The sequence below is a fragment of the Nocardia fodinahabitans genome (assembly GCF_052983615.1).
The window spans coordinates 2,571,725-2,596,580 of record NZ_JBRJJC010000001.1 but is presented as its reverse complement, the minus strand read 5'-3'; the positions used below and the strand labels follow the sequence as shown (position 1 = coordinate 2,596,580).

Annotated in this window: 26 protein-coding genes and 1 pseudogene; 19 read left to right on the top strand and 8 right to left on the bottom strand. The window is 68.8% G+C overall.

Annotation, left to right across the window (positions count from 1 at the left end; translation table 11 throughout):
- Positions 1–3: 3 nt before the first annotated feature.
- Complete coding sequence (locus NV348_RS11965; protein WP_447146989.1) at positions 4–996, top strand: isopenicillin N synthase family dioxygenase; 993 nt, start codon at positions 4–6, stop codon at positions 994–996.
- 30 nt (positions 997–1,026) lie between these two features.
- Positions 1,027–1,671, top strand: coding sequence for a GntR family transcriptional regulator (locus NV348_RS11960; RefSeq protein WP_447146988.1), 645 nt, complete (start codon positions 1,027–1,029; stop codon positions 1,669–1,671).
- Positions 1,672–1,675: 4 nt separating this feature from the next.
- On the opposite strand, the gene NV348_RS11955 is transcribed toward NV348_RS11960, so the two are convergent.
- Positions 1,676–2,191: an Lrp/AsnC family transcriptional regulator gene (locus tag NV348_RS11955; RefSeq protein ID WP_447146987.1), complete on the bottom strand. Its 516-nt coding sequence runs from the start codon at positions 2,189–2,191 to the stop codon at positions 1,676–1,678.
- Between the two features lie 141 nt (positions 2,192–2,332).
- Here NV348_RS11955 and hppD point away from each other — a divergent pair, with 141 nt between their 5' ends.
- The 9 genes from hppD (at position 2,333) to NV348_RS11910 (ending at position 10,917) form a co-directional block, all read left to right on the top strand.
- Positions 2,333–3,478, top strand: coding sequence for a 4-hydroxyphenylpyruvate dioxygenase (gene hppD / locus NV348_RS11950; protein ID WP_447146986.1), 1,146 nt, complete (start codon positions 2,333–2,335; stop codon positions 3,476–3,478).
- A gap of 31 nt (positions 3,479–3,509) precedes the next feature.
- Complete coding sequence (locus NV348_RS11945; protein ID WP_447146985.1) at positions 3,510–4,037, top strand: DUF3558 domain-containing protein; 528 nt, start codon at positions 3,510–3,512, stop codon at positions 4,035–4,037.
- On the top strand, positions 4,034–4,588 hold the full coding sequence (locus NV348_RS11940) for a DUF3558 domain-containing protein (protein WP_447146984.1): 555 nt from the start codon (positions 4,034–4,036) through the stop codon (positions 4,586–4,588). Before NV348_RS11945 ends, NV348_RS11940 begins: the two co-directional genes overlap by 4 nt.
- 273 nt (positions 4,589–4,861) lie before the next feature.
- Positions 4,862–5,236: a 30S ribosomal protein S12 gene (rpsL, locus tag NV348_RS11935; RefSeq protein ID WP_019049359.1), complete on the top strand. Its 375-nt coding sequence runs from the start codon at positions 4,862–4,864 to the stop codon at positions 5,234–5,236.
- A 1-nt stretch (position 5,237) separates the two neighbouring features.
- Entirely contained in the window at positions 5,238–5,708 is a 471-nt protein-coding gene (rpsG, locus tag NV348_RS11930) for a 30S ribosomal protein S7 (RefSeq protein WP_019049358.1), read from the top strand.
- A gap of 150 nt (positions 5,709–5,858) precedes the next feature.
- Positions 5,859–7,961 (top strand): elongation factor G, encoded by a 2,103-nt coding sequence (gene fusA, locus NV348_RS11925; protein ID WP_447146983.1) that lies wholly within the window; start codon positions 5,859–5,861, stop codon positions 7,959–7,961.
- Between the two features lie 114 nt (positions 7,962–8,075).
- Entirely contained in the window at positions 8,076–9,266 is a 1,191-nt protein-coding gene (tuf, locus tag NV348_RS11920; RefSeq protein WP_447146982.1) for an elongation factor Tu, read from the top strand.
- Between the two features lie 232 nt (positions 9,267–9,498).
- Positions 9,499–10,008: a hypothetical protein gene (locus tag NV348_RS11915; protein WP_447146981.1), complete on the top strand. Its 510-nt coding sequence runs from the start codon at positions 9,499–9,501 to the stop codon at positions 10,006–10,008.
- 93 nt (positions 10,009–10,101) lie between these two features.
- Positions 10,102–10,917: an alpha/beta fold hydrolase gene (locus NV348_RS11910; RefSeq protein ID WP_447146980.1), complete on the top strand. Its 816-nt coding sequence runs from the start codon at positions 10,102–10,104 to the stop codon at positions 10,915–10,917.
- Between the two features lie 9 nt (positions 10,918–10,926).
- On the opposite strand, the gene NV348_RS11905 is transcribed toward NV348_RS11910, so the two are convergent.
- Both NV348_RS11905 and NV348_RS11900 read right to left on the bottom strand, forming a co-directional pair.
- A complete protein-coding gene (locus tag NV348_RS11905) occupies positions 10,927–11,283 on the bottom strand; it encodes a nitroreductase/quinone reductase family protein (protein ID WP_447146979.1) in 357 nt (118 codons plus the stop codon).
- A 103-nt stretch (positions 11,284–11,386) separates the two neighbouring features.
- Positions 11,387–11,815, bottom strand: coding sequence for a PPOX class F420-dependent oxidoreductase (locus tag NV348_RS11900; protein WP_447146978.1), 429 nt, complete (start codon positions 11,813–11,815; stop codon positions 11,387–11,389).
- 331 nt (positions 11,816–12,146) lie between these two features.
- On the opposite strand from NV348_RS11900, the gene fusA (NV348_RS11895) reads away from it, so the two are divergent.
- Positions 12,147–14,231, top strand: coding sequence for an elongation factor G (gene fusA, locus NV348_RS11895; RefSeq protein ID WP_447146977.1), 2,085 nt, complete (start codon positions 12,147–12,149; stop codon positions 14,229–14,231).
- 127 nt (positions 14,232–14,358) lie between these two features.
- On the opposite strand, the gene NV348_RS11890 is transcribed toward fusA (NV348_RS11895), so the two are convergent.
- Complete coding sequence (locus tag NV348_RS11890) at positions 14,359–15,294, bottom strand: helix-turn-helix domain-containing protein (RefSeq protein WP_447146976.1); 936 nt, start codon at positions 15,292–15,294, stop codon at positions 14,359–14,361.
- A 102-nt stretch (positions 15,295–15,396) separates the two neighbouring features.
- Between NV348_RS11890 and NV348_RS11885 the strand changes: the two genes are divergently transcribed.
- A complete protein-coding gene (locus NV348_RS11885) occupies positions 15,397–16,941 on the top strand; it encodes an MFS transporter (protein WP_447146975.1) in 1,545 nt (514 codons plus the stop codon).
- On the opposite strand, the gene NV348_RS11880 is transcribed toward NV348_RS11885, so the two are convergent.
- Both NV348_RS11880 and NV348_RS11875 read right to left on the bottom strand, forming a co-directional pair.
- Positions 16,849–17,466 (bottom strand): TetR/AcrR family transcriptional regulator, encoded by a 618-nt coding sequence (locus NV348_RS11880; RefSeq protein WP_447146974.1) that lies wholly within the window; start codon positions 17,464–17,466, stop codon positions 16,849–16,851. The two genes, NV348_RS11885 and NV348_RS11880, sit on opposite strands and share 93 nt — an antisense overlap.
- Positions 17,466–17,822: an SPW repeat domain-containing protein gene (locus NV348_RS11875; protein ID WP_447146973.1), complete on the bottom strand. Its 357-nt coding sequence runs from the start codon at positions 17,820–17,822 to the stop codon at positions 17,466–17,468. The genes NV348_RS11880 and NV348_RS11875 overlap by 1 nt, the downstream gene beginning before the upstream one ends.
- Positions 17,823–18,071: 249 nt before the next feature.
- On the opposite strand from NV348_RS11875, the gene NV348_RS11870 reads away from it, so the two are divergent.
- The 4 genes from NV348_RS11870 (at position 18,072) to NV348_RS11855 (ending at position 21,268) form a co-directional block, all read left to right on the top strand.
- Positions 18,072–19,271: an NAD(P)/FAD-dependent oxidoreductase gene (locus NV348_RS11870; protein WP_447146972.1), complete on the top strand. Its 1,200-nt coding sequence runs from the start codon at positions 18,072–18,074 to the stop codon at positions 19,269–19,271.
- 98 nt (positions 19,272–19,369) lie between these two features.
- Complete coding sequence (locus NV348_RS11865) at positions 19,370–19,579, top strand: hypothetical protein (RefSeq protein ID WP_447146971.1); 210 nt, start codon at positions 19,370–19,372, stop codon at positions 19,577–19,579.
- 57 nt (positions 19,580–19,636) lie between these two features.
- The gene (locus NV348_RS11860; protein WP_447146970.1) at positions 19,637–20,401 is read left to right on the top strand and encodes a glutamate racemase; all 765 of its coding nucleotides are present in this window, start codon (positions 19,637–19,639) and stop codon (positions 20,399–20,401) included.
- A gap of 126 nt (positions 20,402–20,527) precedes the next feature.
- A complete protein-coding gene (locus tag NV348_RS11855; RefSeq protein ID WP_447146969.1) occupies positions 20,528–21,268 on the top strand; it encodes a DNA alkylation repair protein in 741 nt (246 codons plus the stop codon).
- Positions 21,269–21,284: 16 nt separating this feature from the next.
- On the opposite strand, the pseudogene NV348_RS11850 reads toward NV348_RS11855, so the two are convergent.
- Positions 21,285–22,341: pseudogene (locus NV348_RS11850) on the bottom strand (2Fe-2S iron-sulfur cluster-binding protein).
- A gap of 37 nt (positions 22,342–22,378) precedes the next feature.
- Positions 22,379–23,017, bottom strand: a complete 639-nt coding sequence (gene mftR2 / locus NV348_RS11845; protein WP_447146968.1) for a mycofactocin system transcriptional regulator MftR2 — start codon at positions 23,015–23,017, stop codon at positions 22,379–22,381.
- Positions 23,018–23,192: 175 nt separating this feature from the next.
- Between mftR2 and mftA the strand changes: the two genes are divergently transcribed.
- Entirely contained in the window at positions 23,193–23,297 is a 105-nt protein-coding gene (gene mftA, locus NV348_RS11840; protein WP_218719663.1) for a mycofactocin precursor MftA, read from the top strand.
- A gap of 2 nt (positions 23,298–23,299) precedes the next feature.
- Positions 23,300–24,793, top strand: coding sequence for a mycofactocin radical SAM maturase (gene mftC, locus NV348_RS11835; protein ID WP_447151005.1), 1,494 nt, complete (start codon positions 23,300–23,302; stop codon positions 24,791–24,793).
- Positions 24,794–24,856 lie beyond the last annotated feature (63 nt).

Sequence of the window (24,856 nt, the reverse complement as noted above, 5' to 3'; positions counted from 1 at the left end):
CCCATGACCACCAGTTACGACCTGTCCGAAGTCTCGCGCGAGAAGCAGATGGGCGGCCTCGGTAAGGAAACCGATGCCCGCGAGATCCGCGTCGTCGACCTCACCGACTTCGAGCACCGCCGCGCCGAGATCACCGAGGAGCTGTGGGCCGCCGCCACCGAGATCGGTTTCTTCCAGCTCTCCGGCCACGGCATCCCGCAGGAGCTGATCGACGAGATGTTCGGCGCGACAGCCGATTTCTTCGCCCTGCCCGAGGCAGCCAAGGGACAGTACCCGCTGGTCAAGAAGAACAACGCGGGCTGGGAGAGCCTGAGTCAGGTGCGACCGTCCATCGGCGTGCCCGACCAGAAGGAGTCCTACCAGATCACCCGGCCGCACATGGACCAGCTCTGGCCGAGCGAGACCGAACTGGCCGGATTCCGCGCCCGCGTCCTCGATTTCGAGGAACGCGCCTGGGCCGTGGCGATGCGGGTACTGTCCTGCTTCGCCGACCGGCTCGGCCTGCCGCGCGAACACTTCACCGCCGCCCACGATCCCGCCTCGCCGAACTACCAGAGCGCGCTGCGGCTGCTGCACTACTTCGCGGTCCCCGAGGAGCTGCGCGGTGTCCCCGGCCGCTGGCGGGCCGGCGCGCACACCGACTTCGACTGCCTGACCCTGCTGTTCCAGCGCGACGGTCAGGGCGGCCTGCAGGTGTGCCCCGGCAAGGAGATGCAGGAGCAGGAGTGGACCTCCATCACCCCGTCGTCGAGCCTGATCACCTGCAATATCGGTGACATGCTGACCCGCTGGAGCGACGACCTGCTGCCGTCGAACTTCCACCGCGTCCGCAGCCCGGGCGAGGGCGAATACCAGGGCGAGCGCTACAGCATCGCCTACTTCGCCCAGGCCGACCGCGACGCGATCATCCAGGGCCCGGCGGGCAAATACCCGCCCGTCACCGCCGCCGACTTCCTGACGCAGCGGGTGCAGGCGAACTACCGGCCCCAGGGATAATCGAGCACCGACACGGAAAGGACCACGGCGATGACCGACGAGAGCTCCGCGCTGCTCGGCCAGTCAGTGCACCGGCAGATCAGGCAGCTGGTCCTCTCCGGCGAGCTGGCCCCGGGCCGATCGCTCAGCGTGCCTGCGCTGGCGACCCAGCTCGGAGTCAGCCGCAGCCCCGTCCGCGAGGCGGTGCAGCAGCTGATCTACGAGGGGCTGGCCGTCAGCGCGCCGCACGCGGGCGCCAAGGTGGCCGCCGTCGACGCGGCGCAGATCCGCGATGTCCTCGCGGTCCGCGCCGCCCTCGACGGGCTCGCCGCCGCGGCCGCCGCCACCCGGCTCACCGAGGCCGACCTGGACAAGCTCGCGAGCATCATCGCCGCCCAGGAAGCCAACCTCGACGACGCCACCGACGCGGCCCGCGACGCCCAGCTCGACCTGGAATTCCACACCTTCATCCGCGACGCCTCCGGCAACAGCTGCGTCGTCGACGAGCTGGCCCGGCTGGAGGCCAAGGCCCACCTCTACCGCGGCGACCTGTGGTGCTCGGCCCGCAACCGCCGCGTCGCCCTGCGTGAACACCGGCGCATCGTCGAGGCGCTCGAATCCGGGCATCCCGAGTCGGCGCGCGCGGCCGCCGAGGCGCACGTGCACGGCCTGCTGACCCGCCTGGGCAGGCAGTGACCGGTCAGCGCGGCTCGCGGTAGGCGGGCGCCTTCGCGGTGCCCGCCGGGGTCAGCGTGCGCAGCAGCGGCATGGCGCGGCGCGCGATCACCGTCGACAGCACGATCACGCTGTGCGAACGCACCACCGAACCGGTCCGGTCGATGCTGAGCAGCACGGCTTGCAGGCCGGCGTGCGAGTCGGCGCCGATCCGGCACAGCACGTCACCGGACCCGGTGGTCGCGTAGGCCTCGAGCACGCCGGGGATGGCCGCGAGCTCGGCGCTGACGGTGTCGAGCGCGCCCTGCGCGATCTCCAGCGTGACGAAGGCCTGCACATCGAATCCGGCCGCGGTGACGTCGATCTGCGGGTCGTAGGAGGCGATCACCCCCGACTCCTCCATGCGGTTGATCCGCGCCTGCACGGTGGCCCGCGCGACCTTCGTGCGGCGGGACAGCTCGAGGATCCCGGCCTTCTGATACGTGTGCATCGCGGTCAGGATCGCGAGATCGAGTTCGTCCAGTTTCGCTGGCGTCCGCATCGAGAGACCTCCGTGCCGTGCGCGGTCGAGTGCTATTCAAATTGTCCACCATCAGGGGTGGATCGGTAGCTTCTCGTGTCAGCCTGTTCAGGGTTCTCCGGTGTAGTTGCCTAGGTCGGCCGGGGCGAGATTTCCTAGGTCATGACCATTGAGCAGCAGCTCGTCGGGCTGATCGAGCACGACGACAGTGTCGATCCGTTTCCGGTGATCGGGTGGGACGCGCTGGTGTGGGTCGTGGGCAACGCGACCCAGAGCGCGCACTTCCTGCAGTCGGCGTTCGGGATGCGGCTGGAGGCCTACTCCGGACCCGAGACCGGCAATCGCGACCACAAGGCGTTCGTGTTGCGCAGCGGGGGAGCGCGCTTCGTGGTGCAGGGCGCGGTCGACCCGGACAGCTCGCTCGTCGCCCACCACGACCGGCACGGCGACGGCATCGTCGACATCGCGCTCGAGGTGCCCGACGTGGACCGCTGCATCGCCTGGGCCCGTGACCACGGCGCGCGCGTCCTGGTCGAACCGCACGACGTGACCGACGAATTCGGCACCGTCCGCTCCGCGGCGCTGGCGACCTACGGCGAGACCAGGCACACGCTGGTCGACCGGTCGCGCTACTACGGGCCGTATCTGCCCGGCTATGTCGTGCGCACCTCCACCCATCGGCGGCGCACCGCCCGGCTGTTCCAGGCGATCGACCACGTGGTCGGCAATGTGGAGCTCGGCATGATGGACCGCTGGGTCGACTTCTACCGCAGCGTCATGGGATTCACGAACATGGCCGAGTTCGTCGGCGACGACATCGCCACCGAGTACTCCGCGCTGATGAGCAAGGTCGTCGCCAACGGCAACCACCGGGTGAAGTTCCCGCTCAACGAACCCGCCGTGGGCCGCAAGCGATCTCAGATCGACGAGTACCTCGAGTTCTATCGCGGCCCCGGTGTCCAGCACATCGCCCTGGCCACCGGCGACATCCTCGCCACCGTCGACGCGCTGCGCGCCGAGGGCGTCGAATTCCTGCCCACCCCCGACACCTACTACGAGGACCCCGAACTGCGGGCCCGGATCGGGCACGTGCGCGTCCCGGTGGACGAGCTGCAGCGCCGCGGCATCCTCGTCGACCGCGACGAGGACGGCTACCTCCTGCAGATCTTCACCCGTCCCGTCGCCGACCGCCCCACCGTCTTCTTCGAACTCATCGAGCGACACGGCTCACTCGGCTTCGGAAAGGGCAATTTCAAAGCCCTTTTCCAGGCCATCGAACGCGAGCAGGAGGCCCGCGGCAACCTGTGAGTGCCACCGCGTTGCCACTACAGTTCATGGCATGCGGATCCCCTCGGCGATCATCACCGGCATGGCCTTGGTTGTCGTGCTGACGTCGTGCGGATCGGGGGGCGACTCCGATACGCCGACCGGCCCGATGCGACCACCACCGAAGGTGGCCTCGCTCGGCCCGTTCGTCGGTGAGTGCGGGCACGTCACCGACGACGAGGTGCGCACCCTGGCCGGCCTCGGCCAGCTCTCGCGGGTCTACAAGAACGCCACCGGCTGCAACTGGCAGGCGGCCGGATTGTCTTCGCCCAGTGTGACCTTCGCCTCCTATCGGGGCAGCCCGATCGAGCGGGAGAAGGCTTGGGTGTCCAACGTGGGCCGCAATCCGCAGACCATCGACGTCGGCGGTCGGACCGGCTTCCAGGCGCTCGATGCCGACGCCGGCATCTGCGATCTCGCGGTGCAGCTCGAGGACGACTTCTTCGAATGGTCGACCTCCTCGGGCGCCTTCGCCACCGCGGGCAACCCGTGCGACAAGGCCAGGAAACTGGCTGAGCTGACCGTGGGACGGCTGCAGTGAGCGCGCGCCGGATCGCCGTCGCCGCCTCGGCCGCGCTCCTGCTCACCGCCACGCTGGCCGGCTGCGGCGAGAAGGTTTCCGGCAACGCCCAGCCGCTGGGCAGTGGTGGCGGCGACGAGTCGATCAACACCAACTTCGACAAGCTGCTGCGCGAGTGCGATGTGGTCGCCACGGACAAGATCGGCGAGATCGTCGGCAACGCGAAGTTCGTGCAGACCTCGTTCAGCGGCGCCGTCTGCATGTGGGACATCCAGGACGCACCCGGCGGCGGGGCCATGGCCACGCTGAACTGGTACGAGATGGGTACGCTGAACAACGAGAAGACCACCAACGACAAGTTGGGCTACCTCACCGGCGACATCACCGTGCAGGGCCGCAGGGCGCTGCAGGTGCGCAGGCCGAACGACAACGACTCCTGCGGCGTCACCGCCCCGGCCGCCGATGTCGGGGTCGTCGGCTGGTGGATCAACTACAAGCCGGGTTCGGCCCATCCGGATCCGTGCGCCGCCGCACAGAAATTGGTGGAGCTGACCTTGGATCTGGCCCGGTAGCAGCCTTGACGGGCCACCCCGCTTTGACCCGGATTCGGGCACGCGGGTATCGTGGATCCCTGTGCCCGGATTGCTACGGGCAAGTTCGTGCGTGAACGTAGGCCAGCGAGAGCGGCCGGTACGTTCCAGCGTGCCCAGAAAAAGGGCCCTGAACTGCGCGCGACACGCCCGACCGCGGGTAAACGGAAACACGGTCGGACGTGCGAGTGAAAGCTCGGTGAACTGAAGACATGTGTTCCGACAGCCGCAATTACCAATAAGGAAAGCCGGTCTATGCCAACCATCAACCAGCTGGTCCGCAAGGGTCGCCGCGACAAGGTCTCCAAGACCAAGACTGCGGCCCTGAAGGGGAGCCCGCAGCGTCGTGGCGTGTGCACTCGCGTGTACACCACCACCCCCAAGAAGCCGAACTCCGCGCTGCGTAAGGTCGCGCGTGTTCGCCTGACCAGCGCAGTCGAGGTCACGGCGTACATCCCCGGCGAGGGCCACAACCTGCAGGAGCACTCGATGGTGCTCGTCCGTGGCGGTCGTGTGAAGGACCTCCCCGGTGTCCGCTACAAGATCATCCGTGGCTCGCTGGACACCCAGGGTGTGAAGAACCGCAAGCAGGCCCGCAGCCGCTACGGCGCCAAGAAGGAGAAGAGCTGATATGCCACGCAAGGGCCCCGCACCCAAGCGTCCGCTGATCAACGACCCGGTCTACGGGTCGCCGCTGGTCACTCAGCTGGTCAACAAGATCCTGCTGGACGGTAAGAAGTCCACCGCCGAGCGCATCGTCTACGGTGCTCTCGAGCAGGCGCGTGAGAAGACCGGCACCGATCCGGTCGTCACCCTCAAGCGTGCGCTGGACAACGTCAAGCCCGCCCTCGAGGTGAAGCCCCGCCGTGTCGGTGGCGCCACCTACCAGGTGCCGGTCGAGGTCCGTCCGGGCCGCGCCAACACCCTCGCGCTGCGCTGGCTGGTCAGCTACTCCCGCGCTCGTCGCGAGAAGACCATGGTCGAGCGTCTCGCCAACGAACTCCTCGATGCCAGCAACGGCCTCGGCGCTTCGGTAAAGCGTCGCGAGGACACCCACAAGATGGCCGAGTCGAACCGGGCCTTCGCGCACTACCGCTGGTGATTGCCGCCCGGCCCGTCGCTAGTGTCGGCGCCGGAAGGCTTTCAGTCGGGACGCGGCACTTCGGTGCCGCCCCCGGCGTTGACATTGTGACGACCCGAACCAGGGTCGTTCCCGAGAATCCCAACTAGCTAACGAGCGGGGAAGATTTCCGTGGCACAGGACGTGCTCACCGACCTGAACAAGGTCCGCAACATCGGCATCATGGCCCACATCGATGCGGGCAAGACCACCACTACCGAACGCATCCTCTTCTACACCGGTATCACGTACAAGATCGGTGAGGTCCACGACGGCGCGGCCACGATGGACTGGATGGAGCAGGAGCAGGAGCGTGGTATCACCATCACCTCCGCCGCTACCACCTGCTTCTGGAAAGACAACCAGATCAACATCATCGACACCCCCGGGCACGTCGACTTCACCGTCGAGGTGGAGCGGTCGCTGCGCGTGCTCGATGGTGCGGTCGCCGTGTTCGACGGCAAAGAGGGTGTCGAGCCGCAGTCCGAGCAGGTGTGGCGTCAGGCCGACAAGTACGACGTGCCGCGTATCTGCTTCGTGAACAAGATGGACAAGCTCGGCGCCGACTTCTACTTCACGGTGCAGACCATCAAGGACCGTCTCGGTGCCAAGCCGCTGGTCATCCAGCTGCCGATCGGCGCGGAGAACGACTTCGAGGGCATCGTCGACCTGGTCGAGAACAACGCCAAGGTCTGGAAGGGCGAGACCAAGCTCGGCGAAGAGTACGAAGTCGTCGAGATCCCGGCCGACCTCAAGGACAAGGCCGAGCAGTACCGCCAGGAGCTGCTGGAGACGGTCGCCGAGTCCGACGAGTCCCTGCTGGAGAAGTTCTTCGGCGGCGAGGAGCTCTCGGTCGAGGAGATCAAGGGCGCCATCCGCAAGATGACGGTCAACTCCGAGCTGTACCCGGTGCTGTGTGGTTCCGCGTTCAAGAACAAGGGCGTGCAGCCCATGCTCGACGCGGTCATCGACTACCTGCCCTCCCCGCTGGACGTCGAGGCCACCACCGGCCACGTGCCCGGCAAGGAAGAGGAGCTGGTCACCCGCAAGCCGAACGTCGACGAGCCGTTCGCGGCCCTGGCGTTCAAGATCGCGGTGCACCCGTTCTTCGGTGAGCTCACCTACGTCCGCGTGTACTCGGGCAAGGTCGACTCCGGCTCGCAGGTCGTCAACTCGACCAAGGGCAAGAAGGAGCGCCTGGGCAAGCTGTTCCAGATGCACTCCAACAAGGAGAACCCGGTCACCACCGCGTCGGCCGGCCACATCTACGCCGTGATCGGTCTGAAGGACACCACCACCGGTGACACCCTCTCGGACCCGCAGAACCAGGTCGTCCTCGAGTCGATGACGTTCCCGGACCCGGTCATCGAGGTCTCGATCGAGCCCAAGACCAAGTCCGACCAGGAGAAGCTCGGCACCGCGATCCAGAAGCTGGCGCGCGAGGATCCGACGTTCTCGGTCAAGCTGGATGCCGAGACCGGCCAGACCGTCATCGGCGGCATGGGCGAGCTCCACCTCGACATCCTCGTCGACCGCATGAAGCGCGAGTTCAAGGTCGAGGCGAACGTCGGTAAGCCGCAGGTGGCCTACCGCGAGACGATCACCAAGGCGGTCGAGAAGCTCGAGTTCACGCACAAGAAGCAGACGGGTGGCTCCGGCCAGTTCGCGAAGGTCATCATCGCGGTCGAGCCCTTCGTCGGCGAAGACGGTGCGCACTACGAGTTCGAGAACAAGGTCTCCGGCGGTCGCGTGCCCCGTGAGTACATCCCGTCGGTCGACGCGGGTGCCCAGGACGCCATGCAGTACGGCGTGCTCGCCGGCTACCCGCTGGTGAACCTGAAGGTCACCCTGCTCGACGGCGCGTACCACGACGTCGACTCCTCGGAAATGGCGTTCAAGATCGCGGGCTCGCAGGCCCTCAAGGAAGCGGCCCGTAAGGCCGGTCCGGTGATCCTCGAGCCGCTCATGGCGGTCGAGGTCATCACGCCCGAGGACTACATGGGCGACGTGATCGGCGACCTCAACTCCCGCCGTGGCCAGATTCAGGCCATGGAGGAACGCAGTGGTGCCCGTGTCGTCAAGGCGCTGGTTCCGCTCTCGGAGATGTTCGGTTACATCGGTGACCTGCGGTCGAAGACCCAGGGTCGCGCGAACTACTCCATGGTGTTCGCCCAGTACGCGGAGGTTCCGGCCAACGTGTCCAAGGAGATCATCGCCAAGGCGACCGGCGAGTAATTCGCTTGCCGGGGCCAAGTACGCTTGGCCCCGGCAACCGGGCGTCAGCACGACCCCCCTTAATAACCGCACTGCTGCAAAAAAGCACGCACTAACTAGTCCAGGAGGACAACAGTGGCGAAGGCGAAGTTCGAGCGGACGAAGCCCCACGTCAACATCGGCACCATCGGTCACGTCGACCACGGCAAGACCACGCTGACTGCGGCGATCACCAAGGTGCTGGCTGACAAGTACCCGGATCTGAACGACGCGTTCGCGTTCGATCAGATCGACAAGGCGCCGGAGGAGAAGGCTCGTGGTATCACGATCAACATCTCCCACGTCGAGTACCAGACCGAGAAGCGCCACTACGCGCACGTCGACGCCCCGGGCCACGCCGACTACATCAAGAACATGATCACCGGTGCCGCCCAGATGGACGGCGCGATCCTGGTCGTGGCCGCCACCGACGGCCCGATGCCGCAGACCCGCGAGCACGTGCTGCTCGCCCGTCAGGTCGGCGTGCCCTACATCCTGGTCGCGCTGAACAAGTCGGACATGGTCGACGACGAGGAAATCCTCGAGCTCGTCGAGATGGAGGTCCGCGAGCTGCTGGCTTCGCAGGAGTTCGACGAGGACGCGCCGGTCGTGCGTGTCTCCGGTCTGAAGGCCCTCGAGGGCGACGCGAAGTGGGCCGAGGCCATCGTCGAGCTCATGAACGCCGTCGACGAGTCGATCCCGGACCCGGTCCGTGAGACCGAGCTCCCGTTCCTGATGCCGGTCGAGGACGTCTTCACGATCACCGGTCGTGGCACCGTCGTCACCGGTCGCGTCGAGCGCGGCATCGTGAACGTGAACGAGGAAGTCGAGATCGTCGGCATCCGCGAGAAGAGCACCAAGACCACCGTCACCGGTATCGAGATGTTCCGCAAGCTGCTCGACCAGGGCCAGGCGGGCGACAACGTCGGTCTGCTGGTTCGTGGCATCAAGCGCGAAGATGTCGAGCGCGGCCAGGTTGTCGTGAAGCCGGGCACCACCACTCCGCACACGGAGTTCGAGGGCCAGGCGTACATCCTGTCGAAGGACGAGGGCGGCCGCCACACCCCGTTCTTCAACAACTACCGTCCGCAGTTCTACTTCCGTACGACTGACGTGACGGGCGTTGTGACCCTCCCCGAGGGCACCGAGATGGTCATGCCCGGTGACAACACCGAGATGTCCGTCAAGCTGATCCAGCCGGTCGCCATGGACGAGGGCCTGCGCTTCGCGATCCGCGAGGGTGGCCGCACCGTCGGCGCCGGTCGCGTCACGAAGATCATCAAGTGAGTCTCTGACTTACTGACACCGCAACGGCGTCGCTCCTCCGGGAGCGGCGCCGTTCGGCGTTTCCCGGAGCTGTCGCGTCGCAAGGATTCGCCAAGCACAGCCCGTGAAAATCGATCGAGCCCGCCAGCCGACCGTGGCACCCTGGTGGGGGATCGACACAATGGGGGTGGCATCCATGGTGCCTGGGGAAGAACCGAATACCGGAAACGAGCCGGTTCGTACGCCCTATCGCGTGCCGGAACCGGCGCGGTGGCCCGCCCGTCCGGCGCCGGAACCCCTGGTGTTCTCCTGGCAGACCCGCCAAGCCGATCTCGAGCTCGAGCGGCGGCAGCGTCGGCTCCGTGAAGCGGCCTCGCGTTCGGACTCCTCGGCGAGATCGGCCACGATGATGGGCGCCTTCGCGATCGCCGGCATCGCCACGCTCATCGGCGGCGCCTACCTGATCGACCAGGACAAGGAGCCCGACCCGGTGGTGGCCTCCTGTGTGCGCACGGATCCGCGCGGGGCGCAGACCGTCGTCGCCGACAGCGAGTGCGATTCGGTGGGTTCCGGTGGCCGGAGTTGGACACGAGCCGGCGACGGTTCGCAATACCACTACTACTACGGTGGCAACACCACCATCGGGCAGCCGCCGAGCGGCGGCACCACGCTGCGCCCACGCGACGCGGAGATCAGAACCAAGAGCGGCACAGTGATCCAGCGTGGCGGTCTCGGTAGCCGGTCGGGGGGCGGCGGCGGCTAGCGACGAGATCGCCATGACCTCCGAGGTCATCGCGGGGCGGCGCCGCGCTGGGTAGCGTTCGGGGAGGGAGATATCCGGCGGATCGGAGGCGGCGTGGCTGTGGTGCAGGGGTTCGAGGTCACCGAGGGTGTGCTCGAGCACGGGATGCCCTATCTGGCGTTCGGGGAGGGGCCGCCGCTGGTGTTTCTGCGGTGGTTCACGCCCGATCACGCGAATCCGCGGGGGTGGATGCGGAGCTCGGAGATCAAGACGATGGCGCCGCTGGCCAGGAACTTTCGGGTGTACGCGGTGAATCGGGCGCCGGGGATGGCGGTGGGGACGACGATGGCCGATATCGCGCGGGAGCACGCGGAGGCGCTGCTGGGCGAGTTCGGTGCTCCGGTGGACGTGCTCGGGATTTCGTCGGGTGGGTCGCTGGCCTTGCAGCTCGCCGCGGATCATCCGTCGGCGGTGCGGAAGCTGGTGGTCGCGTCGTCGGGGTATCGGCTCGAGGACGCCGCCCGGGAATCGCAGATGAAGTACGCGACGGCCGCCGTGGCGGGCAAGCGGGCGCTGCACCACCTGGCCACCCAGGGAATCGAGTCGCCGGTCAAGGCGCGGCTGGTCGGCGCCCTCGCCTGGCTCGCGGATCCGCTGGTGCGGCCGAAGAACCCGGCCGACACGCTCGCGTTCGTGCGAGCCGAGGACGCCTTCGATCTCGACGGCCGGCTCGCCGATATCACGGCCCCGACGCTGGTGGTCGGCGGTGACCGGGACGAGTACTACTCCGTCGACACCTTCCGGCACACCGCCGACGGCATCCCCGATGCTCGGCTGGTGGTCTACCCGGATACCACCCACCTCGGCGCGATCAAGCACGAGCGCTTCGCTCCCGACGTCACCGCCTTCCTGACGACGCCGGGAACCTGAGCGCCGGGATCAGGCCGGGGCGAGCAGGCGCACGCGGACGGTGACCCGGCCACGGTCGTCGCGGTGGGCCACTGCGTGGCCGGTCTTGTCGACACCGTCGATGCGCAAGGTGATCGGGGCGCCCGCACCGAGGAAGTTGCGCCACCACTGTTTCTTGTCGGGCATCGCGACGCCGATGATGTACTCGTCCCCGGAGCGGCGGTAGTTGACCGGGGTGCTGAAGGTGCGTCCCGAGCGCCGGCCGACGTAGCTGACCTGCGCGAACGCCTTACCGAGGACCTTGCCGATGACCGGGGCTTCGGTCAGCGCGACCACGCCGACGTTCATCGCGTGCACGACCCGGCGCGACACTGATTCCTGACTCAACGGCTTCTCCTGCCTGACGGTAAAGAACGGGCTGGTTGCGCCCACGGTACCGAGCCGCTGTGGCAGTGCCCTGAGAGTTCTCGGCGCCGAGGCGGTTCGGTGGTCAGCGGAGCTCGGCGCCGTAGACGTGTTCGACGGTCAGCGCCATGAGGACGCGGCGGTCGGCGACCATGACCTCGCGGTATTCGTTCCAGTCGGGGTGTTCGCCCGCGGCGGCGCGGTAGTAGTCGACGAGCGCGGCGACCTCGGGCCCGTCGGGATCGGTGCCGGGGCCGATGAGGGTGACGCTGCCTTCGGCGGTGGCCCAGGACCAGCCGTCGGGCGCGGTCACCTCGACAGCGGCCCTGGGGTCGCGGCGCAGGTTGGCGGTCTTGGCGCGGCCCTCGGTCATCGAGACGTAGATGACACCGGCCTCGCGGTCGTAGTACGGGGTGACGGGGGACAGCTGCGGCCGCCCGTCCGCCTTGATGGTGGCGAGCACGCCGAGCTTCGCTGCCGCGAGCAGATCGTGCGGGTCGAATGCCGCTGTCATCGGTGGGTCTCCTCTGGGTGGGCTGACTCGCTGACCGGGGCCACCGTTCGAACGGCGAGGCCCCCTCGTCGAGACGAACTGCCGTAGCGGCGGATTTATGCCCACCACGGGGTTCTGGCTGCCGTGGAAAACCCATCGACAGCGGGGCGGCCGGGCGCGTAGAACTGGGTGCATGGTTACGGTACGTCCGCATTCGCGGCGCTAGTTCGCATCGGGTCTTCGGGCGCCGGTGGGGCGCCGCGTGATTCGATGCCCGTGCCGTCCGGTGGAACGCACAACTGGCGAGCGTCGACTTCTTCGACCGAACTAGTTGACGTACTGGGGGATTCCCATGACCACGAGACGGCCCGACCTCGCCCGCATGCGCAATATCGGCATCGCGGCCCACATCGACGCGGGCAAGACGACGACCACCGAACGCATCCTGTTCTACACCGGCGTCACCCGCACCCTGGGTGAGGTGCACGACGGCACCGCCGCCATGGACCGGATGATCCAGGAGCGCGAGCACGGCATCACCATCGCCGCCGCGGCCACCACCTGCCGGTGGAACGAGCACGAGATCACCATCCTCGACACCCCCGGCCACGTCGACTTCACCGTCGAGGTGGAGCGGTCGCTGCGGGTTCTCGACGGCGCGGTCGCGGTGTTCGACGCCAAGGAGGGCGTCGAGCCGCAGTCCGAGCAGGTGTGGCGGCAGGCCGATCGCTACGGCGTGCCCCGGATCTGTTTCGTGAACAAGATGGACAAGCTCGGCGCGGACTTCGCGTTCACCGTGCGGACCATCGCGGAGCGACTCGGCGCGCGGCCGTTGGTGATCCAGCTGCCGATCGGCGCCGAGAGCGAGTTCGAGGGCATCGTCGACCTGGTCGAGATGACGGCGAAGGTGTGGCGTGGGGACACCGATCGTGGCGCGCGGTTCGAGATCGTCGAGATCCCGGACGACCTGCGCGTCAAGGCCGAACAGCACCGCGAGGCGCTGGTGGCCGCGGTCGCCGAGGCCGACGAAGCGGTGCTGGCGCGCTATCTCTCCGGTGCGCCGATCCCGGTCGACGTGCTGAAGACCGCCATCCGCACGATGACGGTCGACGCGCGCGCCTACCCGGTCCTGTGCGGTTCGGCGCTGGGCAATATCGGCGTGCAGCCGCTGCTGGACGCGGTCGTCGACTACCTGCCCTCGCCGCTGGATGTCGTGGCCGTGCACGGTTTCTCACCGGCGGGTGAGTACATCGAGCGCGCACCCGATGTCGCCGAGCCGTTCGCGGCGCTGGCGTTCAAGGTCGCGCTGCATCCGTTCTTCGGCAAGCTCGTGTACCTGCGGGTCTACTCGGGCCGCGCCGAACCCGGTGTGACCGTGCTGAATTCGACCAATGGCCGAAAGGAGCGCCTGGGCAAGCTGTTCCAGATGCATTCGAGCACCGAGATCGCCGTCGATCGGGTGCAGGCCGGGCAGATCTGTGCGGTCATCGGCCTGAAGGAGACGGGCACCGGCGACACCCTGTGCGATCGCAACCAGCCGGTCGTACTGGAGTCGATGGCCTTCCCCGAACCCGTCCTCGCGGTCTCGATCGAACCGCGGACCCGCGCGGATCAGGACAAGCTGGGCACCGCCCTGGCCCGCCTGGCCGAGGAGGATCCGACGTTCTCCGTGCACGTCGACGCCGAGACCGGTCAGACGGTCATCGGCGGCATGGGTGAGCTGCATCTGGAGATCCTGGTCGACCGGATGCGCCGGGAGTTCCGGGTCGAGGCCGAGATCGGCGCACCACGGGTGGCCTATCGCGAGACCATCACCGCCGCGGTCGAGCAGTTCGAGTACACCCATCGCAAGCAGGTGGGTGGGCGCGGGCAGTTCGCCAAGGTGGTGATCGCGGTGCGGCCGCACGTGGCCGAGGACGGCGCGGTCTACGAATTCGAGAGCCGGGTGGCCGGTGGGCGCGTGCCGCGGGAGTACATCCCCGCGGTCGACGCCGGCGCGCAGGACGCGCTGCGGGTCGGCGCGCTCGCCGGGTTCCCCCTGGTGAACGTGCGGGTGACGTTGCTCGACGGCGCCGCCCACGTGCAGGATTCGTCGGATCTGGCGTTCCGGCTGGCCGGTGCGGCGGCGGTGCGAGCCGCGCTGGTGCGGGCGAAGCCGGTGCTGCTCGAACCGGTGATGGCCGTCGAGGTCGTCACGCCGGAGGAGTACCTCGGCGAGGTGATCGGTGACCTGAACGCCCGGCGCGGCCGGGTCACCGAGCTCACCGAGCGGGCGGGCGCGCACGTCGTGCGGGCCCTGACCCCACTCCAGGAGATGTTCGGCTACATCGGTGATCTTCGCTCGAAGACCCGCGGCCGGGCGACCTACTCCATGGTGTTCGACTCCTACGCCCCGGTTCCCCCGGCGGTCGCGGAGTCGATCATCGCCCGCGGCTGACGAGACACCGGTGGCGCCGTATCCACGGATACGGCGTCACCGGCTCGGACTGCTCGCGGTCGAGCTTCGTCGCCGGGCCCGCGACGAGGCGCCGTTGCCGTTCGCTCGCGGAAGCCGGGGTAGCTGCTCATTCGGTGACGATGACCCGATCCCGATGGTTCGACATGGCACCGGGGGAGTGGAGGGGCAGTGCCGAACCCGTGCCACTCCGGGCACTCTCCGCTGCCGCCCGGCCGAGCAGCCGCAGCGCGTCGGCGGTGCTCGCGTCGCGCGGGGTGTAGACCTCGAGCCGGTGGTCGGGGCTGTCCGGTTGCAGCCACACCTGGTAGTCGACATCGACATTGCCGACGGTGGGATGGTGCAGGTGCATCGCGCCGACGGTGCAGTCGGCGACTTCACCTTCGGCCCACAGGGTCGCGAATTCGCTACTGCGCATGGCGAGTTCACCGATCAGTTCGGCCAGGTGCGCGTCGGTGGGGTAGCGGCCCGCGGTGAGGCGCAGATACGCGACATGGACGCGGGCCAGCTCGGACCAGTTGCGGTGCAGGTCCCGGCTGAGTGGATCGAGGAAGAACATGCGCGGGATCGACGGACGCACGGCCGGATCGGCGGGTGCGGCGAAGTCGAGGTGTTCGGCGAACAGGGCGTGCCCGGTGCGGTTCCAGGCGAGGACGTCACCGCGGCGGCCGAGGACGACGGCGGGCATGCTGTCGCCGAGCGCGTCGAGCAGGGCGAGGACCCTGGGGTGCGCGTGTTCGGGCTCGGCCCGCGTCAGCCGCGGCACGGCGGGCAGCCCGGCCAGATTGTGCAGATGGGTGGTCTCGGCGGCATCGAGCCGCAGCACCCGCGCGATGGCATCGATGACCTGTGACGACGCCGTTCCCGCCTGATCCTGTTCGAGGCGCGTGTAGTACCCGGCGCTGACACCGGCCAGCTGGGCAAGCTCCTCACGCCGCAGACCGGGCACCCGGCGGGTCACGCCGTAGGTCCGCAGTCCGATGTCCTCGGGCGTGACCCGGTCGCGGCGGGTCTTGAGAAAGGCGCCGAGGCTTTCCAGTTCCATGCCTTCCGATCGTAGGCAGGGCGGCGCGGCGGCGGGTATCCCTGTGCGGTGTACCCATCACCGGGTCTGGCTGCCGGGCGCGGGTCGCCGCAGATTCAGAGCATGACTCGACACGACACCCCACCCACGCCGGGGCGGGCCTGGCTCGGCCTGCTGGTGATCCTGGGCCCGGTGCTGCTGGTCGCCATGGACGGCTCGGTGCTGTTCCTGGCCATGCCCGCGATCACCGACGCGCTCACCCCGACCGCCGACGAATCCCTGTGGATCCTGGACAGTTACGGCTTCGCGGTCGGCTCGCTGCTGATCGCGTTCGGTGCCATCGGCGACCGGTACGGCCGGTTGCGGCTGTTGATGATCGGGGCGGCGGTGTTCGGCATCGCCTCGGCGGCAGCGGCTTTCGCACCGAGCGCCGAGGTCCTGATCGGCCTGCGCGTGCTGATGGGCGTGGCCGGGGCGACGCTGTTGCCGTCGGCACTGGCGATCCTGAGCACGCTGTTCGCCGATCCGCGCACGCGGGCCCAGGCCATCGGGATCTTCGCGGCGACCTTCGCCGCGGGCTTCGCGATCGGGCCGATCGTGGCCGGGCAGCTGCTCACCAGGTTCTGGTGGGGTTCGGTGCTGTTGGTCAATCTGCCGGTGCTGCTGGTGTTCCTGCTGCTGGCACCGGTCCTGTTGCGCGAGGTACGCGAGCCGGGACCCGGCCGGGTCGACGTGGCGAGTGTGCTCGCGTCGGCGGCTGGATTGCTGCTCACCATGTACACGGTCAAGCACGCGGCGGCCGCCGGTCCGTCGGCGACCGGAGCGGTGGCCGGGGTGGCGGGCGTGGTGTCGCTGAGCTGGTTCGTGCGCAGGCAATTCCGGATCGCGCACCCGCTCGTCGATTTCGGGCTGTTCCGCAATCCGGTGTTCGCGATCGCGATCGTCACCGGATTCCTGCCGCTGGCGGCGTGGTCGGCGACCGCCTACCTCGCGAGTACCTACCTGCAATCCGTGCTCGGGCTGACGGTCGCCAGGGCCGCGCTGCTGGCGGTGCCCGGCGCTGTCGTCCTCACCGTGGCGGCGGTCGTGACACCGGCCGTGGTCGCCCGGATCGGCAGGCCGAACGCGCTGATCGGCGCGCATTTCCTCATCGCGGCAGGGCTGTTGCTGTTGCTGTTGCTGCCCGCCGACGACGCGGGCGGCAGCGGCTGGTACCTCGCCTCGACCGCCGTCGCGGGCATCGGCTACGGGATCTCGTTCAGCGTGGTTGCCGATATCGCCGTCGCCGCGGTGCCGCCCGAGCGGGCCGGGTCGGCTGCGGCGCTCGCCGAGACCGGCAACGAGCTGGGCAACGCGGTCGGGATCGCGGTCTTCGGCTCGCTGGCCGCGCTGGTCTTCCGGCTGACCGGGCCCGACCTCGCGCCCACGCTCGGCGAGACGCTGCACCTGAGGTCGGCACCGGCCGTCCTGGCGGACGCGCGCGCCGCGTTCGTCGACGGAGTGCACGCGGTGGCCCTCACCGCGGGCGTCTTGCACGCGGTGCTGGGGCTGCTGGCCGTGCGCGTGCTGCGCCGGTCAGCCCAGCTGGGTCATGCCGGCGGCGACCACCTGGGCGACGGAGAGCAGGTCGTCGGCGGTGGGGACCGGCAGGTCGTCGAGGGCGTGTAGCCGGTCGGCGCCCGCGATGGCGAACATGGCCGATACCCAGGCGGCGGCACACGCGCGCAGGGTGCTGGGACGGATCGGCGTGGGGACGCTCTCCTGGAGCACCCGCGCTGTCACGTCGAGGAGCTGATCGCGCAGCAGGCGCAGGCGGTTGCGGACGTCGGGGTGGGTGTCGGCCTCGCGCCACATGATCACCCGCAGGACCGAGGAATGGTGGTCGCGCAGGTTGATGGCGGTATCGAGGTTGATCAGGCTGGCGGCCGGGTCACCGGGGGCGACGACGGCTCGCACATCGTCGATCGGGTGCTCCGGGACGCGCTCGCGCATCAGCGCGGACAGGATCGCGTTCTTGGTGGGGAAGTAGTAGAAGACCAGGCCCTTGGGCACCCCGGCGGCGGCGGCCAGTGCCGCGGTCGGGGTGGCGTCGAATCCCTGTGCGGCGAACAGGTTCTCGGCGGCATCCAGTATGAGTTGCCGGGCGTCGCCATCGCGTTTCGCGTTGCGGCGCCCGACGCGTCGGCCCGGCATCAGTGATGTGGAGCCATCTTGTGCAGGCGCTCGTTCATCGCGGGCAGCGCGGCGACCGCCACCACTGCCGTCACTACCCCGACCACCCATGCGGTCCAGGATGCGCCGCTGAACGCGGTGAAGTCCATCGCCCACGGCGAGATGAACAGCAGGACGCCGAACAGGCCCATCGCGTAGTCGGCGCTGGACATGCTCGCCCGGGCCATCTGGATCAGCCCGGTCGCGGCGATGAGTACGCCGAGCACGATGAGCGTCCAGCGGGCGTTGTCGTTGGTGTCGACCCACAGGGGCGACAGCGCGGTGAATGCGCCGAGCACGACGGCGAGAAAATCCTGTGCACGGCTGTCGGTGAACATGGGGAATGCCTCCTCGATGAGACGAAAAATCCTTCTGACCTCGGTCTACTCCTGATTGACCGCCCGGTCGATACCGGAACCGGCACGGTTGCGTTGCGACGTGGGTGTCACCGGTGGCGGGCGCACTGGTACAAACATCTGGGGGCCGTAGTGGCCCGCGACACAAGGACATGGCATGGGCGGTCAGCTCCCGGCGGCGGTGGCTCGCGCGAGCAGGCAGGGCGCCGCACAAGCCGAGAGGACACAGGTATGAGCGCGCCCATCGTGATCGTCGGAGCGGGTCTGGCAGGCCTGCGCACGGCGGAGGAACTGCGCCGGGCCGGGTACGAGGGCGGTGTGCTGCTGCTCGGCGACGAGTCTCGCCCGCCGTACGACCGCCCGCCGCTGTCGAAGCAGTTCGTGCGCGGCGAGACCGACGACACCACCCTGCGCCCGCCGGAGTTCTTCGCGGAGAAGAACATCGAGCTGCGCCTCGGCACGGCGGTCACCGGGGTCGACACCGCCGCGCGCACGGTCACCCTCGCCGACGGCAGCGCCCTCGACTACGACCAGCTGATCATCGCGACCGGTCTGCGCCCGCGCAGGCTGCCCGGGCTGCCCGAGGTGGCGGGCGTGCACGTGCTGCGCGCGCACGAGGACGCGCAGACCCTGCGCGCCGAACTGAACGGCGCGAACCGGGCGCTGATCATCGGCGCCGGCTTCATCGGCTGCGAACTGGCCGCCAGCTTCCGCGCGGCGGGCGTCGCGGTGACCCTCGTCGAGCCGCAGCCGACCCCGCTGGCCTCGGTGCTGGGCGAGCAGATCGGCGGCCTGGTGGCCCGCATGCACCGCGACGAGGGCGTCGACCTGCGCTGCGGCGTCGGCGTCGACACCCTGCGTTCCGACGAGTCCGGCCGGGTGCGCGGCGCGCTGCTCACCGACGGCACCGAGATCGATGCCGACCTGGTGGTGGTCGGGGTCGGCTCGGTCCCGGTGACCGACTGGCTGGCCGGTTCCGGCATCGAACTGGCCGAGCCGTCCGTCGGTGGCGGCGTGCTCGCCGACGAGGCAGGCCGCACCTCCGCCGAGGCCGTCTGGGCCGTCGGCGACGTCGCCGCCTGGCAGCACGACACCGGTGTCCGCAAGCGCGTCGAGCACTGGACCAGCGCGGGCGAGCAGGCGAAGCTGCTGGTCACCGCGCTGCTCGGCGGTGCGGCCCCGACCGCGGCGCGGGTGCCGTACTTCTGGAGCGACCAGTACGACGTCAAGATCCAGGCGCTGGGCACCCCGGCGCCGACCGACGACGTCACCGTGGTCAGCGATGACGGCCGCAAGTTCCTCGTCTACTACTCCCGCGACGGCATCCTCACCGCCGTCCTCGGCGCCGGCCTCACCGGTCAGGTGATGAAGCTGCGCGCCAAGCTGGCCACCGACACCCCGGTGGCCGACCTGCTCGCCGCCGCGGGCTGATCCGGCAGATTCACAGCCGCCGCGCCGATCGATCGGGACGGCGGCTGAGAACCGGCCGACACCGGGTTCTTGTCACCGGTCTGGATTACTGTGGCGCCGTGGGGTTTACCGAGTACTCGGCCGGCGATGTCGTCTATTTCCCGGAGGGCCCGTTCAGCGGTGTCTGCGGTGTGGTCAGGGAGGTCGACGCGCGCCGTGCCACGGTGCGGCTGGAATTCGCGGAAGGCAGTGTGCACCGCGAGGGCGGCGTCCTGCGGGAACGGCGGCACACCCTGACGGTGGGCTTCGACGAGATCGAACTGGTGTAGCCGGGCGGGATACGGTCGCGGCAGGTCGATTCCCCGGCCTGTAATACGGTGGACCCCGTGATCGTCGCGCTTATCGATTCCGGCCTCGGCCTGCTGCCGACGGCGGCGTGGTTGCGCAAATCGCGTCCCGACGTGGATCTGCTGCTCCTGCTCGACCCCGAGGGCGCGCCCTGGGGGCCCAAGCCGGAGGACTGGGTGGTCGAGCGGGTGCTCGGCGCGGCCCGGCAGGCGCTCGAGCTCGGCGCCGAAGTGATCGTGCTGCCGTGCAATACCGCGAGCGTGACGGCGCTGGCGCACGTGCGGGCCGAGGTGGGGGAGTCGGTGCCGGTGATCGGGACCGTGCCCGCGATCAAGCCCGCGGCGGCCCAGTGCCGGTCGGTGGCCGTGTGGGCGACGGCGGCGACCACCGCCAGCAGCTACCAGGCCGACCTGATCGCCCGGTTCGCCGGCGACGCGAAGGTGGTCGGGGTGGCCTGCCACGGCCTGGCCGACGCGATCGACCGCGGTGACCTGCCCGCCATCCGCGATTCCATCGCCGACGCCGCGGCCCGCACCCCCGCCGACGTCGAGGGCGTCGTCCTGGGGTGCACGCACTATCCGCTGGTCATCGATGCCATCATCGGCGCGCTGCCGGACGGTGTGCGCCTGTTCGACAGCGCCCAGGCCGTCGCCGCGCAGACGATCCGCAAGATGGACGAACTGGGCCGCCCGAGCACCGGCACCGGCAGCGTCACGGTACGCAACAGCGGCAGGCCGGGGGAATTGCCCAGCAGCGCGGCCACTTTCGAGTCCGGCCGCGTCGTCGGCGCGCTTTCTGCCTGAGGTCTCCGGGCGTCGGCCTGCTTGATCGGTTCGCTGGAAGCCGCCGACGCCCGCCGGATCGGGGCGAATCTGTCGGTCCGCCGGTGTTGAATGCGAGGGAATTCCCCCCGACGCCGGAGGTGCCCTGTGTCCGAGCTCCCCACTGCCGCGCAGGTGCGTGCGGCGCTCGCCGACCAAGCCGATCCCGCCGATGCCATCCACCTGCAACGGTTCTTCAAGACGGGCGCGGGCGAATACGGCGAGGGCGACGTCTTCCTCGGCGTCCGCGTCCCCGCCACGCGCAAGGTCGCCAAGCGGTTCGCCACGCTCCCGCTGAAGCAGATCCGCGACCTGCTCGACAGCCCGGTCCACGAGGAACGCCTGGCCGCGCTGTTCATCCTGAATGCCCGCTTCGCGGCGGCGTCCAGACCGCGCACCCGCGACGACGCGGCACGGGCGGAGATGGTGGAGTTCTATCTGGACGCCGTGCGCCGGGGCCGGGTGAACAACTGGGATCTGGTCGACGCCTCCGCCGAGCACATCGTCGGTCCGTGGCTGCTCGACAGGGACCGCGGCCTGCTGTTCGAACTGGCGCGGCGGGATTCGCTGTGGGAGCGGCGGGTGGCGCTGCTGTCCACCTTCGCCTTCATCAAGGCGGGCGATCCGAGCACCACGCTGGAACTGGCGAGCGAGCTGCTCGACGACCGCCGCGACCTCATCCAGAAGGCGCTCGGCTGGATGCTGCGCGAGATCGGCAAACGGGTCGACCCGGCGGTGCTCACCGGCTTCCTCGACGGCAACGCGGCCGGAATGGGCCGGACCGCGTTGAGTTACGCCGTCGAGCACCTGAACCCGGAGCAGCGCGCCGCCTACCGCGCGATGCGGTGAGGCGGCGCGGACCGGCTCAGAACTGGATCTTCAGGTGGTCGGTGACCGGCCGGGCCTGGCAGCCCAGGATGTAGCCGTTCTCGATGTCCTCGGGGTCGAGGATCTCGGCGTTCTCCATCTCGACCTTGCCCTCGAGCACGGTGCAGGCGCAGGAGCCGCATTCGCCCTCCTGGCAGGAGTACGGCACGTCCAGGCCCTTGTCGAGCATGATGTCGACGAGGGTCCGCTTGCGCGGCCAGGACAGCTCGTGCACCTGCCCGTCGAGTTCCACCTCGACGGTCGCGGCGTCGGCCGCCTCTTCCTCGCTGACCTCGAGGGGGGGCGTGGTCGGCGAACGGATCGCCGGCCAGCGAGTTGAAGATCTCGGCGTGGGTGCGGGCGCGCGGCACCTCGAGGGTCGCCAGCGCGTCGTGGACCAGGTCCATGAACGGCTTGGGCCCGCACATGAACGCCTCGTAGGCGGTGTAGGGCGCGACCAGGGTGGCCAGCATGTCCGCGGTCGGCAGGCCGAGCAGCGGTTCGAGCCAGTGGATGACGGACAGGCGCTGGGGATGCTTGCCGACCAGCTCGCGCAGTTCGTCGGCGAAGATCACCGAGTCCGCGTCGCGGTTGGCGTAGACGAGCACGATCTTGCCGCTGCCCTGCGACAACGCCGACTTCAGGATCGACATCACCGGGGTGATGCCGCTGCCGGCGCCGAACAGCAGCAGGTCCTCGTCGAGGTTCTTGGGGGTGAACACGCCGGAGGGCGGCAGCACCTCGAGCTCGTCACCGGCGGAGATGTTGTCGCACAGCCAGTTCGAGCCGTAGCCGCCCTCGGTGCGCTTGACCGTCACCTTGGGCAGGTCGTCGGTGAACGGCGAGCTGGCCAGCGAGTAGCAGCGCGCGACCGAACCGGTCTGGTCACTGGGGATGCGCAGGGTCAGGAACTGGCCCGGGGTGTAGGCCATACGTTCGCGGAGGTCGGCGGGCACCTCGAAGACCACGGAGTGGGTATCGGCCGTTTCGGCGATCACCGCGGCGACCCGCAGCACCACCGAGCGCGAACCGTGCGGAACCTCGACTGTGGTCATGTCGTCCTCTCGAACAAAACTAGAACGTGTTTCAGTTTCATGCTAGGTCGGGACGCGCCTGCAGGGCAAGCTGTGCCTCGAGACCAGCGACCAGTACCTCCATCCCGAAGTCGTAGGAGTACTTGCCGCGCAGGTCCGCCATGTACTTCGTGGCCCGCCGCACCGCCTCGGGCAACAGCACGTCCGCGGGGGCGGAGCGGTCACGCGGATTCACCCGGCTGCGGCCGAACAGGTAGGTGTGGATGGTCGCATACGCGGCCAGCACGTTGCGGTCGCTGAAGCCCGCGTCGAACAGGATCTCCATCACCGCGTCGATCAGGTCGAGCTGCTTGCCGAGCATCTGCTCGAGCAGGATGTCGCCCAGGCCGGGATGCCTGCGCAGTTTATCGTCTATCTGATCGATCAGGTCGCGCAGGCGCTCCTGCCACGGACCCGAATCCCGCGTGGGCTTGCGCACCCCGAGCAGGGCCGCGCTGGCCACCAGATCGAGCAGTTCCCGTTTGTCGGCGACGTAGTAGTACGGCGCCATCGGCGAGACGCCGAGCTCGCGGGAGAGCCTGCGCATCGACAGTTTCTCCACGCCGTCCTCGCGCACGACCCGCAGCGCCGCCTCGACGATCTCCGACTCCGAGAGTGTGGAATGCGCGCCGCTCCCTGCCCCTCCGTGGTTACGCAAGCTTCCGCCTCACCTCTACTGCCACCGGACCCACCGGCGGCGTTCCCGTCCTGCTCCCGGAAGTCTAGAGGGGTGCGCCGAGGTGCTCGCGGCCATCGAGATTTTCGAATCCCTCGCTTTATGGCAGTGACTGACGTTATGGTCGGAGGTGACCGGCAACACAATGGAGGTAGTCATGCCCGAGAACGCAACGCCTGCGACCGTCGAATCCGACGAAGACCTGGTCACGGAGACGCTGATCGAAGAGGTCAGCATCGACGGCATGTGCGGCGTGTACTGACCATGGAGGCAGGCGTGCTCGATCTCGACACCCGCTGGGCGCTGCATCCGCGCGTCTCGCTGCGCCCGGAGTCCTTCGGTGCGCTGCTGTACCACTTCGGCACCCGCAAGCTCTCGTTCCTCAAGAGCCGCGATCTGGTCGACGTGGTGCAGTCGCTGCCGGCCCACGCCTCGGTGCGGGACGCGCTGCGAGCCAAGGGCGTCGGCGCGTCCGACGTGCATATCAAGGCGCTGGCGCAGCTGGCCGACACCGACATGATCGTGCCCGCGCCGGGTCCGGTCACGCCGGTGACACCGGTGAGCCTGCCTGCCTCCACGGACACCACCCAGGGCGGCAAGCTGATCGACCGGTTCGAATCCGGGCTGGCGGCACCGATCTGTCTCACCTGGGAACTCACCTACGCGTGCAACCTGTCCTGCGTGCACTGCCTGTCCTCGTCGGGTCGCCGTGACCCGAACGAGCTGACGACCGAGCAGTGCAAGGCGCTCATCGACGAGTTCGAGCGCATGCAGATCTTCTACGTCAACATCGGCGGCGGTGAGCCGACGGTGCGTCCCGACTTCTGGGAGCTGGTCGACTACGCGACCGCCCACCACGTCGGGGTCAAGTTCTCCACCAACGGCGTTCGCATCAACGAGGAGGTCGCCGCGCGGCTGGCCGCCAGCGACTACGTCGACGTGCAGATCTCCCTCGACGGCGCCGACGCCGCGGTCAACGACGCCGTGCGCGGCCCCGGCTCCTACGACACCGCGATCCGCGCCCTGGAGAATCTGCACAACGCGGGTTTCCGGGACGCCAAGCTCTCGGTCGTCGCGACCCGGCACAACATCGCCCAGCTCGACGAATTCAAGGCCATCGCCGACCGTTACGGCGCGACCCTGCGGCTGACCCGCCTGCGCCCCTCGGGCCGCGGCGCCGACGTCTGGGACGAACTGCACCCGCTGCCCGAACAGCAGCGCGAGCTCTACGACTGGCTCGTCGCCAACGGCGAGGGCGTGCTCACCGGCGACTCGTTCTTCCACCTGTCCGCGTTCGGTTCCGCGCTGCCGGGCCTGAACATGTGCGGTGCGGGCCGGGTGGTGTGCCTGGTCGATCCGGTGGGCGACGTCTACGCCTGCCCGTTCGCCATCCACGACCGGTTCAAGGCCGGAAACATCGTCGCCGACGGCGGTTTCGACGCGGTGTGGACCACCTCGGAGCTGTTCGCCGAACTGCGCGAACCGGTCGACGGTGGCGCGTGCACCAAGTGCTCGCACTACGACGCGTGCCGCGGCGGCTGCATGGCGGCGAAGTTCTTCACCGGCCTGCCCGCCAACGGTCCCGATCCGGAATGCGTGCAGGGCTACGGCGAAGCGGCGCTGTCGATGCCGGGACGCACGATTCCGCGACCCGCGGTCGATCATTCGCGCCCGGTTCGTACCCGTGGTCGGGTCTCGCTGCCGTTGACGGTCAAGCGTGCTCCTGCCAAGGCGTGCAACGAGAGTCCACTCGGATAGACCGGTCGGTTGCCGAAAGTGCGCTGCCGATCTTGTTGACGCGCCCGAATTTCGGTCACGGCG